This window comes from Streptomyces sp. NPDC088762, from assembly GCF_044750905.1.
Classification (GTDB): Bacteria; Actinomycetota; Actinomycetes; order Streptomycetales; family Streptomycetaceae; genus Streptomyces.
Window position 1 is genome coordinate 1 of sequence record NZ_JBIVKT010000033.1, and the last position, 12,376, is coordinate 12,376.

A 12,376-nucleotide genomic window follows, 5' to 3' on the forward strand; every position below is an offset into this window, starting at 1 on the left:
ACGCCGCATCCCTCCCTCACCCGGGCGAAACCATGCCTGACCAGCAAGGATCAAACGATCACGTTCGATTGAGAAACGGCTTCATAAGCCGCCCACGGCGAGTAGGCCCGCGGTGGACGGGCGGCTGCCGGCCACTGGCCGCGCTTACGAGGAGAAGAAGTCCGGCCGGCGGGCGCCTGCGGGAAGTGGATGGCACCCGGCGACAGGAATGGGCCCCCTGGAGGGCGTCAGCGGGAAGTGGGCGGCGCCCACGACATCACCCACGCTCGTGGCCGGCGTCTGCCGCCGGTTGGCAGGCGACAACAACGCCTACGACAGAAAGTCGCACCCCTTGGGAGCGTCAGCAGGCAGTAGGTGGTGCGCCCACCAGCGTCAAAAGTGCCCATGGGTGGCGTCTGCGGCAATTGGCATCCGACAACAACACCTACGACACAAAGTCAGACCCTTTGGGGGCGTCAGTGAGTGGCGGGGTGCGCCCACCGCGCCAGAAGTGCCCATGGTCGGCGTCTGCGGCCGGTCGAAAGCCGCCAACGACACACATGGGCCCCATGTCGGCTGTCTGAGGGTCATTTCGTCGGGGGAAACGGGCCAGACGGAGCGTGAGAGCGGATTTCTCAACCTCTCACTCCGCCAAGACTCTTCACGCCGCCCCATCGGCCGCCAAATAGGGACAAACTACCCGCTGTCGCGGTCTCGGGGACGCTTGTAGCGATCTTGGGCGGCTTATGTCCAGCCCCAGACGGGCGCCGGACGCCAAGCCGCGAGAAGCGCGTAGCGATCTGACGCGTACCACCCGTCTGACCTGCCCCGATGCCCGTCTGACCGCTGTCTGGTGACGCTTCGGCTGCCCCCGCCCGGAGTCTGATGGAAACGGGCCCGGGCGGAGGCTCTTGGCCCGGGGATCGGCGCCGCCCAGCCCTCGATGTGGCTTTGGCCGGATTGGGGGAGCGGGGTCGTCTGCTCCCTGGCGGGCCCTTGGTTATGTCACTGAACCGGTGATCGTTCTTTTGGGGGCTTCCCGGCAGTCTTTCGGCTTTCCGGTTCGGGTCGGTCGGTCAAGGGTGGCCGCAGGCCATCGCGAAGCGACGCGACCGCAGGGAGCGCCCTTGAGGGACCGGCCCGAACCGGAGAGACGATGGGACTGACGGGAAACCCCCAAACCCTCACTGATTCCGAGTAAGTCGGCTTCCGCCCATCGTGTGCCGCTTCACTTCTCTGTTCCGCCCGGCAGGCTTCCGTCCTCACCCCCGCCCCGCATATCGGCTCGCCCCGCAGGCCACCGCCCGCCCCGACCCCGCCCGGCACTCAACCCGCCCCCGCCCCACCCCCCCCGCCCGCGGTGGGTGGGCAGCCGCCGCTCAGCAGGGGGGTGAGAGGGGGGCGAAGGCCCCGACCGGCCACAGCCCCCCCGCCCCCGCCGCAGCGCGTGTTCGGGGTGGGACCGTACGCTGTCTGCGTGGCAGAACCAGTCCGTGTCCCGACCGCGAAAGTCGCCCTCTCCACTGCCTCCGTGTATCCGGAGACGACGGCGACCGCCTTCGAGATCGCCGCGCGCCTCGGGTACGACGGTGTCGAGGTCATGGTCTGGACGGATCCGGTCAGCCAGGACGTCGATGCCCTGCGGCGGTTGTCGGACCAGCACCAGGTGCCGGTCCTCGCCGTGCACGCGCCCTGTCTGCTGATCACCCAGCGGGTGTGGTCCACCGATCCCTGGACCAAACTGCAGCGGGCGCAGGCGGCTGCCGAGCGGCTGGGGGCGGGGACCGTGGTCGTGCATCCGCCGTTCCGGTGGCAGCGGCAGTACGCGCGGGACTTCGTCCGCGGCATCTGGAGGATGGCCGACGAGACCGCCGTCCGGTTCGCCGTCGAGAACATGTACCCGTGGCGGTACCGCGACCGCGAGATGCTCGCCTACGCGCCCGAGTGGGACGTGACCAAGGACGACTACCGGCACTTCACCGTCGACCTCTCGCACACCGCCACCGCCCGGACCGACGCCCTCGCCATGATCGACCGGATGGGCGACCGGCTCGCGCACGTGCACCTCGCCGACGGAAACGGTTCGGCGAAGGACGAGCACCTGGTTCCGGGCCGCGGCACCCAGCCGTGCGCCGAGCTGCTGGAGCGGCTCGCCCGGTCCTCCTTCGACGGGCACGTGGTCATCGAGGTCAACACGCGGCGCGCCATGTCCTCCGCCGAGCGTGAGGCCGATCTCGCCGAGGCGCTGGCCTTCACGCGCCTGCACCTGGCCACCGCGGCGCCCGGAGTCCCCGCCCGCACCCCGGCCCCCGCCCGCACCGCCGCCAAGCGGCGCGGAGCGCGCCGCCCATGACCGAGCAGCCCGACAAGCCCCGCCGCCGCGGGCCCGGCCGGCCGCGCCAGGACGAGGTCGACGACGGGCCCGGCACCCAGGAGCGGATCCGCCTCGCCGCCCGGGAGGTGTTCGCCGAGCGCGGGTACGACAAGACGTCCGTGCGCGGAGTCGCGAAGGTGGCCGGGGTGGACCCGGCGCTGGTCCACCACTACTTCGGCAGCAAGGACGACCTCTTCGCCGCCGCCGTCGAGGTGAGCCTGGAGCCGGCCCTGGTGGTCCCGGCGATCCTCGGCGAGGGGCCCGACGGCATCGGCGAGCGCCTCGCCCGCTATTTCCTGGGGATCTGGGAGAACCCGGTGACCCGCGCCCCGCTCCTCGCGGTGATCCGCTCCGCCCTCACGCACGAGGCCGCCGCGAAGGTCCTGCGCGGGCTGGTGCTGCGGCGGGTCCTGGAGCGGGTCGCCGCCGACCTCGACGTCCCCGACCCGACCTTCCGGGCCGAGCTCGCCGCCTCGCACATGGTCGGCATCGCGGTCCTCCGCTACGTCGTCCAGGTCGAGCCCCTGGCCTCCGCCGATCCGGAGCAGATCGTGGCCCTCGTAGCCCCTACTCTGCAGCGGTACCTGACCGAGGACTGAGCCGTCCGTCCCGCCATACGGACTCGCTGTCCGGATCCCGGGCGACGGGCGTAGCCTCGTATCTGAGCCATATCCGCAGTCGCGGCTGATCCACGTGACAGCCGTACTCATGGGGAGTGAAACCGCATGCCCGAGCTGAGGTCCCGCACCGTCACCCACGGCCGCAACATGGCGGGCGCACGCGCCCTTATGCGCGCGTCGGGCGTAGCGAGCGAGGACATCGGGAAGCCGATCATCGCGGTCGCCAACTCCTTCACGGAGTTCGTCCCGGGCCACACGCACCTCGCCCCGGTGGGCCGGATCGTCTCCGACGCCATCCGCGCCGCCGGTGCCATCCCGCGCGAGTTCAACACGATCGCGGTCGACGACGGCATCGCCATGGGCCACGCCGGCATGCTGTACTCCCTGCCCTCCCGCGACCTGATCGCGGACAGCGTGGAGTACATGGTCGAGGCGCACTGCGCCGACGCCCTGATCTGCATCTCCAACTGCGACAAGATCACCCCGGGCATGCTGATGGCCGCCATGCGCCTCAACATCCCGGTCGTCTTCGTCTCCGGCGGCCCGATGGAGGCCGGCCAGGCCACCCTCGTCGACGGCACCGTCCGCAAGCTCGACCTGATCGACGCCATGGTCGACGCCTCCAACGAGAACGTCTCCGACGAGGACGTCCTGCGGATCGAGGAGAACGCCTGCCCGACCTGCGGCTCCTGTTCCGGCATGTTCACCGCCAACTCGATGAACTGCCTCGCCGAGGCCATCGGCCTGGCCCTGCCCGGCAACGGCTCCGTCCTCGCCACGCACACCGCCCGCCGCGCCCTGTACGAGGACGCCGGCCGCACGGTCGTGGAGATCACCAAGCGCTACTACGAGGGCGGCGACGAGTCCGTCCTGCCGCGCAACATCGCCACCCGCGAGGCCTTCGAGAACGCCATGGCCCTCGACATCGCCATGGGCGGCTCCACGAACACGATCCTGCACCTGCTGGCTGCGGCGCAGGAAGCCGGCCTGGACTACGACCTCACCGACATCGACGCCGTCTCGCGCCGCGTCCCGTGCCTGGCCAAGGTCGCGCCGAACGTGGCGCCCGGCGGCACGTACTACATGGAGGACATCCACCGGGCCGGCGGCATCCCCGCCATCCTCGGCGAGCTGCACCGCGGCGGCCTCCTGAACAAGGACGTCACCACGGTCCACTCCGACGGGCTGGAGGACTGGCTGGCGAAGTGGGACGTCCGCTCCGGCACGGCCTCGGAAGAGGCGCAGGAGCTGTGGCACGCGGCCCCCGGCTGCAAGCGCTCCGCCACCGCCTTCTCCCAGTCCGAGCGCTGGGAGACCCTCGACCTCGACGCCGAGGGCGGCTGCATCCGCTCCGTGCAGCACGCGTACTCCAAGGACGGCGGTCTCGCCGTCCTGCGCGGCAACCTCGCCGTCGACGGCTGCGTGGTCAAGACCGCCGGCGTCGACGAGTCGATCTGGACCTTCGAGGGCCCGGCGGTCGTCTGCGAGTCGCAGGACGAGGCCGTCGACAAGATCCTGCGCAAGGAGATCCAGCCGGGCGACGTCGTCGTCATCCGCTACGAGGGCCCGCGCGGCGGCCCCGGCATGCAGGAGATGCTCTACCCGACCTCCTTCCTCAAGGGCCGCGGCCTCGGCAAGGTCTGCGCCCTCGTGACGGACGGCCGCTTCTCCGGCGGCACCTCGGGCCTGTCCATCGGCCACGCCTCCCCGGAGGCGGCGTCGGGCGGCAACATCGCCGTCGTGGAGAACGGGGACCGGATCCGCATCGACATCCCGAACCGCTCGATCGAGCTCCTCGTCGACGACGCCACCCTGGCGGCCCGGCACGAGGCCCTCGGCGGCGTCTACGCCCCGAAGAACCGCGAGCGCACGGTCTCGGCGGCCCTGCGCGCCTACGCGGCCATGGCCACCAGCGCCGACAAGGGCGCGGTCCGCGACGTCTCCCGCCTGGGCTGACCCGCTGCCCGCACGACGCACGGAGCCCCGCCGGGCGCATCACCACCCGGCGGGGTTCTCCGTACTCACCGCGAACACGGTCCCGTCGGGCGCGGAGGCGTACACCCGCCCGTCGGCGACCAGCGGCGCGGGCACCGTGGCGCTCACCCGCTCCTGGTTGCCGGCCATGCGCGGTCTGGTCTGCCCCACGAGCCGCCCGGCGGCCGCGTCGACGGCCAGCAGCCGCCCGTCCGACGCCGTCAGGTAGACCCGCCCGTCGGCGAACACCGGCCGGGAGGCGACCACGACGCCCGTCTGCAGCCGCCACTGCTCCCTGTCCGCGCCGACCGCCAGCAGCCCGCCCCGTGACTCGAAGGCGTACACCGTCCCGTCGGGGCCCACGGACGCTTCCGCCTCGTACAGCGGAGCCGAGAGCCGCACCCGCTGAACGGCGCGGGTCGCCGCGTCCACCCGTACGACGGCATGGGTCGTGGTACCGGCGTCGTTGTCGAGCAGGTAGACGGCTCCGCGCGCCGCGCCGACCGGGCGCAGCCTTCCGCCGGTCCGTACCTGCCAGCGCACCGCCCCGCCGGCCGGGTCCACCTCCGCGAGCTGGGACGACCTGCCCTCGGTGTCGGGTGTCGACACGTAGAACGCGGGTGTGCCGGCCGGGGCCGGCGTGCCCCACCAGACAGATCCCGAGCCGCCGATCTGCCTCGTCCAGAGCGGGGTGCCGTTCGCCGTGTCGAGGGCGGTGACGCTTCCGCCGGCCGCCACCGTGAGCACGTGCGGGCCCGCGGTCACCAGTCGGGTACCACCCGGCAGTGTCCGGTGCCAGCGTTCGGCGCCCGTCGCCGCGTCCAGGGCCTGGAGCAGTTCACTGCCGGGCGCCACCGCCAGGACGACTCCGCCGACGGGCAGGGGGACGCTGTCGGTCGCCGTTCCGGGGGCCGGCACGCTCGCGGGCACGCTCCACCTCACCGAGCCGTCCGCCGGGTCGAGCCGGGCGGCGGCCAGTCCGCGTCCCGCGCAGTAGAGGGCGGCGGCCTCGGCCGAGCACGACGCGGAGTGCCCGGCCAGCGGCACCGTCCAGGGGGCGAACCGCTTCCCCGTGGCCGCCGGCGCCCCCGACGCCGCGGCCGCGACCGGCCCCGGCGCCCCCGCGCCCGGCCCGAACCGGAGGTAGCCGCCGATCACTCCCGCCGTGAGCAGCAGCCCGAGCCCCGCGGCCAGCAGCGCCGGCCTGCGCCGCTTCGCCGGGGCCTTGTCCTCCGGGGCGGTCCGCTCCCGCCGGTGGGTGATCTCCTCGTCGTCGACGGGCCTGCGCGGCCCGGGGATGAAGGCCTGCGTGTCCTCGCTCGTCGGGTAGGCGAGGGCCCGCATCTCCGAGATCAGCGCGTCGGCGGTCGGCCGCTCCGCGGGATCCTTCGCCAGGCACCGGGCCACGATCGGGACGAGCCGTGACGGCAGCCCCGTCAGGTCGGGCTCGGCGTGCACGACCTGGTACGCCACCAGGTAGTGGCTGTCGGAGTCGAACGGTCCGCGCCCGGTCGCCGCGTGCACGAGCACCGCACCCAGCGCGAACACGTCCGCGGCCGTCCCCACGTCCCGGGGGCGCTGGAACTGCTCCGGCGCCATGAACGGCGGCGTCCCGATCAGCTTGCCCGTCTCGGTCCGCAGATCGCTGTCGGCCGGGCGCGAGATGCCGAAGTCGATGACCCGCACCCCGTCCGCGGCCATCAGCACGTTGCCGGGCTTCAGGTCCCGGTGCACGACCCCGGCCCGGTGGATGTCCCGCAGCGCCTCCGCCAGCCCGGCCGCGAGCCGGGTCAGCTCACCGGGGTCCAGCACCCGTTCCCGTACGCGCTCGGACAGGGTCGGGGCGTCGATGAACAGGGTGGCCATCCACGGCCGTTCCGCATCCGGATCGGCATCCACGACGGGCGCGGTGAACGCCCCGCTCACCCGCCGCGCGGCCGCGACCTCCTGCCGGAACCGGGCCCGGAACTCGGGGTCCACGGCGTGCTGGGCGTGCACGACCTTGACGGCGAGTTTCAGCCCCGAACTGGAGGTGGCCAGATGCACGACGCCCATGCCGCCGGAGCCGAGTACGGACTCGAGCCGGTAGTGCCCGGCGTACTCAGGGAACCCCACGTCCGTACGCAGCGAATGCACCGCTCACCACCCCCGCCGGAGCCTAGCCGATGGCCCGTGCGAACATCCAAGGGCTTGCTGCCCTGCGCGCGTTGCGCCGGGCAACACCCAAGGGGGAGTTGTCACATGTCGGTCGAGAACGATTCAAGCCAGGTCCAGGGCCTCGCCGCCGAGGGGGGATACCCGACCTACCCGCTCGCGCCGGGCTACCGGGTCAACGTCCGCAGCGGTCCCGGTACGAACTATTCGATCATCGACGTGCTGCCGGCCGGCGGGTACGTCACGATCCGCTGCCAGTGCCCCGGCACGACGATCTCCGGCCCGTACGGCACGACGGACATCTGGGACTGCATCGGCAACGGCCGCTTCGTCTCGGACGCCTACGTGAAGACCGGCAGCGACGGGTACATCGCCGCCCGCTGCGCCTGAGCGGCACGGGCCGCAGCCGCGACCCGTCTGCCACGTGAGACGCACCCGGCCGGCCCGGCCCGGCGGGGGATAATCGCCGGTGTGAGCGACGACGACCAGCGAGACCAGACCCCCGCCGCGCCGGCGCCGGCCCCGGCGGCCCCCACCGGCCCCGAGCCCGAGCCCATCCGGTTCTTCGGCACCACCTGGGTGAAGCACGACGGCGGCTACGCGCTGCGCCGCGCCGGCGCCGCCACCGGCTCGCTGCTGATCGCCGTCATCGCCGCCTACCTGCTGCGCTTCGCCTACGAAGGCCTGGAGATCGGCAACGTCGGCCCCTTCCTCAGCATCTCCGTCGTCGTCCTCTTCGCGGTCGCCAGCGCCATCGCCTTCGCCAAGACCTGGGAGTCCTTCAGCCGCCGCCCGGCCCCCTCCTCGGACGAAGCCGCCCTCAAGGGCCTCAAGGCGATCGGTTTCATCGGCTCCCTCATCGCGTACTTCCTGCGCTGCCTCGCCGAGGCCCCGGGCGAGAAGCTGCGCCGCGCCGAGTACGAGCGCGCCTCGGCCGAGTTCGCCCGCCGCCGCAGCGCCCGTACGGGGAACCCGGCCGCCCGCCGCCCCAAGCGCAAGAAGTAGCCCTTCCTCTTCCCTCCGATTGACGCCCCGGCACCGCCAGGAGCATTATTCATCACATGATGAATAATCCGAAGCAAGGCGCAGGAGCGGCCCCCGACCCGGCCGTGCACCCGGCCGTGCACGCCCACGGCCTCACCGTCCGCCGCGGCACCGGCCGCACGCCCCGCACCGTCATCGACGGCATCGCCTTCGACGTCCCCCGCGGCCGCATCACCGGCCTCCTCGGGCCCTCCGGCTGCGGCAAATCCACCCTCATGCGCGCCATCGTCGGCACCCAGGCCCACGTCACCGGCACCCTCGACGTCCTCGGCCGCCCCGCCGGCCACCCCGAGCTCCGCTCCCGCATCGGCTACGTCACCCAGGCGCCCTCCGTCTACGACGACCTCACCGTCCGGCAGAACCTCGACTACTTCGCCGCCGTCCTCGACCCCGGCCGCGCCGCCGCCGACCGCCGCGCCGCCACCGTCACCCGCGCCATCACCGACGTCGACCTCACCACCCACGCCGACGCCCTCGCCGGCCACCTCTCCGGCGGCCAGCGCAGCCGCGTCTCCCTCGCCGTCGCCCTCCTCGGCACCCCCGAGCTGCTGGTCCTCGACGAACCCACCGTCGGCCTCGACCCCGTACTGCGCCGCGACCTGTGGAACCTCTTCCACGAGATCACCCGCACCCGCGACGCCACCATCCTCGTCTCCTCCCACGTCATGGACGAGGCCGAGCGCTGCCACGACCTGCTCCTCATGCGCGAGGGCCGCATCCTCGCCCAGGACACCCCCGACGCCCTGCGCACCCGTACCCGCTCCGCCACCGTCGAAGAGGGCTTCCTCCGCCTCGTCGACGAGGCGAACGCCACCGCCCGGGAGAGCCTCCGATGACCGCCACCACCGCCATGAGCGGCGCCCGCACCACCGCCACCGCCGCCCGCGTCCTGCGCCAGCTCCGCCACGACCCGCGCTCCATCGCGCTGATGCTCCTGGTCCCCGTACTGATGCTGACGCTGCTCCGCTTCGTCTTCGACGGCAGCCCCCGCACCTTCGACAGCATCGGCGCGTCCCTCCTCGGGATCTTCCCGCTGATCACGATGTTCCTGGTGACCTCCATCGCGACCCTGCGCGAGCGCACCTCCGGCACCCTCGAACGCCTCCTCGCCATGCCGCTGGGCAAGGGCGACCTCATCGCCGGCTACGCCCTCGCCTTCGGCGCCGTGGCCGTGGTCCAGTCCCTCCTCGCCACCGGCCTCGCCCTCTGGCTCCTCGGCCTCGACGTCGTCGGCTCCCCCTGGCTGCTGCTCCTCGTGGCCCTCCTCGACGCCCTCCTCGGCACCGCCCTCGGCCTCTTCGTCTCCGCCTTCGCGGCCTCCGAGTTCCAGGCCGTCCAGTTCATGCCGGCGGTGATCTTCCCGCAGCTGCTCCTCTGCGGCCTCTTCGCGGCCCGCGACACCATGCAGCCCGTCCTGGAGGGCATCTCGAACGTCCTGCCCATGTCCTACGCCGTCGACGGCATGACCCAGGTCCTCACCCACACCGACATGACCGCCGACTTCGTGCGCGACGCCCTCGTCGTCGCCGCTTGCGCCCTGCTCGTCCTCGCCCTCGGCGCCGCCACCCTCCGCCGCCGCACGCCCTGACCGCCGCGCACGCCCCGACCGCCGGCCTGCCCACCCACCGGACAGCAGCCCCCACCCCCCGCCCCCGGTGCGAGGATGATCCCGTACGTCCCCACGTTCCTTCGGCGAGGTGAATCGGGCATGACCCAGACAGTCGCAGTCCTCGGTACGGGCAAGATCGGCGAGGCCCTGCTCAGCGGAATGATCCGCGGCGGCCGGCCCGCCTCCCAGCTCCTCGTCACCGCCCGCCGTGCCGAACGCGCCGAGGAGCTCCGTACGCGCTACGGCGTCGAGGCCGTCTCCAACGCCGAGGCCGCCAAGCGCGCCGACACCCTCATCCTCACCGTCAAGCCGCAGGACATGGGCAAGCTCCTCGAGGAGCTCGCCCCGCACGTCCCGGCCGACCGCCTGATCATCAGCGGCGCCGCCGGCATCCCCACGTCCTTCTTCGAGGAACGGCTCGCCCCCGGCACCCCCGTCGTCCGCGTCATGACGAACACCCCCGCCCTCGTCGACGAGGCCATGTCCGTCATCTCGGCCGGAAGCCACGCCACCGCCGAGCACCTCGCCCACACCGAGGAGATCTTCGGCGGCGTCGGCAAGACCCTGCGCGTCCCCGAGTCGCAGCAGGACGCGGCCACCGCGCTCTCCGGCTCCGGGCCGGCCTACTTCTACTTCCTCGTCGAGGCGATGACCGACGCCGGCATCCTCCTCGGCCTGCCCCGCGCCCAGGCCCACGACCTCATCGTCCAGGCCGCCATCGGCGCCGCGGTGATGCTCCGCGACAGCGGCGAGCACCCGGTCAAGCTCCGCGAGGCCGTCACCTCCCCGGCCGGTACGACGATCAACGCGATCGTGGAGCTGGAGAAGCACGGCGTACGGGCCGCCCTGATCGCCGCCCTCGAAGCGGCCCGCGACCGCAGCCGCGAACTGGCCTCCGGCAACAGCTGACGCAGGGGCAAGGGGCCCCGTACCCACAGGGCCCCCTCCCCCTCAGGGCGCCAACAACCCGATGGCCTCGTACGCGCGGTCCACCACGGGCCCCGCCATGGCCCGGGCCCGCCCGGCCCCCTCGTGCAGCACCCGCTCCACCTCGCCCTGATCGGCCGCCAGCTCCGCATGCCGCTCCCGCAGTGGCTTCAGCAGCTCGACCACCGCCTCGGCGACGTCCCGCTTCAGCGGCCCGTACTGGGAGTACCCCGCGGCGAGCTTCTCCGGGTCCCCGCCCGTACAGGCGGCCAGGATGTCCAGCAGGTTCGCCACCCCGGGGCGCGCGGCCCGGTCGTAGACCACCCCGCCGTCCCCGCTGTCGGTCACGGCCCGCATCACCTTCCTGGTGATCGCCGCCGGCTCGTCGAGCAGGTAGACGATCCCGGCGCCGTTCTCGTCGGACTTCCCCATCTTCGACGTCGGCTCCTGGAGGTTCATGACGCGCGCGGCCACGGCCGGAACCGCGGCCTTGGGCACGGTGAAGGTGTGCCCGTACCGCTGGTTGAACCGCACCGCCAGGTCCCGGGTCAGCTCCACGTGCTGCCGCTGGTCCTCACCCACCGGGACCTCGTCCGTCCGGTAGGCCAGGATGTCGGCGGCCATCAGCGCCGGATACGTCAGCAGGGACAGCCGTACGCCCTGCCCGGTGGCCTCTGCCCTGGCCGCCTTCTCCCGGTACTGGATCATCCGCCGCATCTCCCCGTCGGTGGCGGTGCACTCCAGCAGGTAGGCCAGCCGGGTGTGCTCGCCGACGTGGCTCTGCACGAAGAGCGTGCACCGCTGGGGATCCAGCCCGGCGGCGAGGTACAGCGTCGCGGCCTGCCTGCTGAGCCGCCGCACCCGTGCCGGATCGTGCTCCACGGTCAGCGCGTGCAGATCGACCACGCAGAACAACGCGTCCCCGGGCGCCTGTTCGGCCGCGACCCACTGCCGGATGGCCCCGAGGTAGTTGCCGAGCGTCAGATGTCCGGACGGCGTGATCCCGCTGAAGATCCTCGTCATGTCGTGCTCTCCCTTGTGTGAGTGGTGTCGGGGCCGGCGTGCCGGGCGACCGGGCCACTCCCGGGAGGGGAGAAACAGAAACGGCCGCCGTAGCGGCGGCCGTGAGCGCATGCGTGCTCGCGTGGAAGGTCGGCCGCCGTCAGGCGGCCCACCAGCGAAGGCTGAGCGTGAGCGCATGCGTTGTCATGCGCACCAGGCTAGCCCTTCGGGTGACGCCTGTCCCGGAGTTGACACGCATGGACGAGGTCCGTAAGGTTCTTCGAGTTGTCCGAAGTGAGACGCCGACCCCGGTCGGTCCCCGGACAGCCATCCCGCACCACACATTCGAACGTACGGCGCACTGCGCCGGCACGTTTTCATGCGTATTTGCGAATGGGGAATCCGCGTCCACAGGGCGTAGCCGCCGATTAGGTTCGGGGGCGAGGAATCCGCTACTGTCTCACTCGCCGCAAGGGCCAACGGCCCCGAAAGCGAAGCCCGCTGACTGGGAGTCAGGCCCGAAAGGATCTGATAGAGTCGGAATCGCCGGAAAGGGAAAGCGCGAAAGCGCAGAACCTCGAAAGCGCCGAGGAAATCGGGCCCGAAAGAGTCTGATAGAGTCGGAAACGCAAGAACACAGAACGAAAGCCCGGAGGAAAGCCCGAGAGGGTGAGTACGAAGGAAGCGTCCGTT

10 protein-coding genes are annotated in these 12,376 nt (G+C 72.1%); 8 read left to right on the forward strand and 2 right to left on the reverse strand.

Going from position 1 to position 12,376, the window contains the following annotated elements; translation table 11 throughout:
* The first annotated feature begins 1,456 nt into the window (after positions 1-1,456).
* From ACIP5M_RS35815 to ilvD, 3 genes are all read left to right on the forward strand, one after another.
* A complete protein-coding gene (locus tag ACIP5M_RS35815; RefSeq protein ID WP_401205279.1) occupies positions 1,457-2,332 on the forward strand; it encodes a sugar phosphate isomerase/epimerase family protein in 876 nt (291 codons plus the stop codon).
* Positions 2,329-2,952 carry a TetR family transcriptional regulator gene (locus ACIP5M_RS35820; RefSeq protein WP_401205281.1) on the forward strand — a complete coding sequence of 208 codons (624 nt, stop codon included), beginning with the start codon at positions 2,329-2,331 and terminating at the stop codon, positions 2,950-2,952. The genes ACIP5M_RS35815 and ACIP5M_RS35820 overlap by 4 nt, the downstream gene beginning before the upstream one ends.
* 126 nt (positions 2,953-3,078) lie before the next feature.
* Positions 3,079-4,929, forward strand: a complete 1,851-nt coding sequence (gene ilvD / locus ACIP5M_RS35825) for a dihydroxy-acid dehydratase (RefSeq protein WP_401205283.1) — start codon at positions 3,079-3,081, stop codon at positions 4,927-4,929.
* A 39-nt stretch (positions 4,930-4,968) separates the two neighbouring features.
* Here ilvD and ACIP5M_RS35830 read toward each other — a convergent pair whose 3' ends face one another.
* Positions 4,969-7,062, reverse strand: a complete 2,094-nt coding sequence (locus ACIP5M_RS35830) for a serine/threonine-protein kinase (RefSeq protein ID WP_401205286.1) — start codon at positions 7,060-7,062, stop codon at positions 4,969-4,971.
* A 126-nt stretch (positions 7,063-7,188) separates the two neighbouring features.
* Here ACIP5M_RS35830 and ACIP5M_RS35835 point away from each other — a divergent pair, with 126 nt between their 5' ends.
* From ACIP5M_RS35835 to proC, 5 genes are all read left to right on the forward strand, one after another.
* On the forward strand, positions 7,189-7,491 hold the full coding sequence (locus ACIP5M_RS35835) for an SH3 domain-containing protein (RefSeq protein ID WP_401205288.1): 303 nt from the start codon (positions 7,189-7,191) through the stop codon (positions 7,489-7,491).
* An 81-nt stretch (positions 7,492-7,572) separates the two neighbouring features.
* A complete protein-coding gene (locus ACIP5M_RS35840; protein WP_401205291.1) occupies positions 7,573-8,106 on the forward strand; it encodes a hypothetical protein in 534 nt (177 codons plus the stop codon).
* Positions 8,107-8,162: 56 nt separating this feature from the next.
* Positions 8,163-8,981, forward strand: coding sequence for an ABC transporter ATP-binding protein (locus ACIP5M_RS35845; RefSeq protein WP_401205292.1), 819 nt, complete (start codon positions 8,163-8,165; stop codon positions 8,979-8,981).
* On the forward strand, positions 8,978-9,733 hold the full coding sequence (locus ACIP5M_RS35850) for an ABC transporter permease (RefSeq protein ID WP_401205295.1): 756 nt from the start codon (positions 8,978-8,980) through the stop codon (positions 9,731-9,733). Before ACIP5M_RS35845 ends, ACIP5M_RS35850 begins: the two co-directional genes overlap by 4 nt.
* Before the next feature lie 120 nt (positions 9,734-9,853).
* Positions 9,854-10,663, forward strand: coding sequence for a pyrroline-5-carboxylate reductase (proC, locus tag ACIP5M_RS35855; RefSeq protein ID WP_401205298.1), 810 nt, complete (start codon positions 9,854-9,856; stop codon positions 10,661-10,663).
* Between the two features lie 42 nt (positions 10,664-10,705).
* On the opposite strand, the gene trpS is transcribed toward proC, so the two are convergent.
* A complete protein-coding gene (gene trpS / locus ACIP5M_RS35860) occupies positions 10,706-11,704 on the reverse strand; it encodes a tryptophan--tRNA ligase (RefSeq protein ID WP_401205301.1) in 999 nt (332 codons plus the stop codon).
* Positions 11,705-12,376 lie beyond the last annotated feature (672 nt).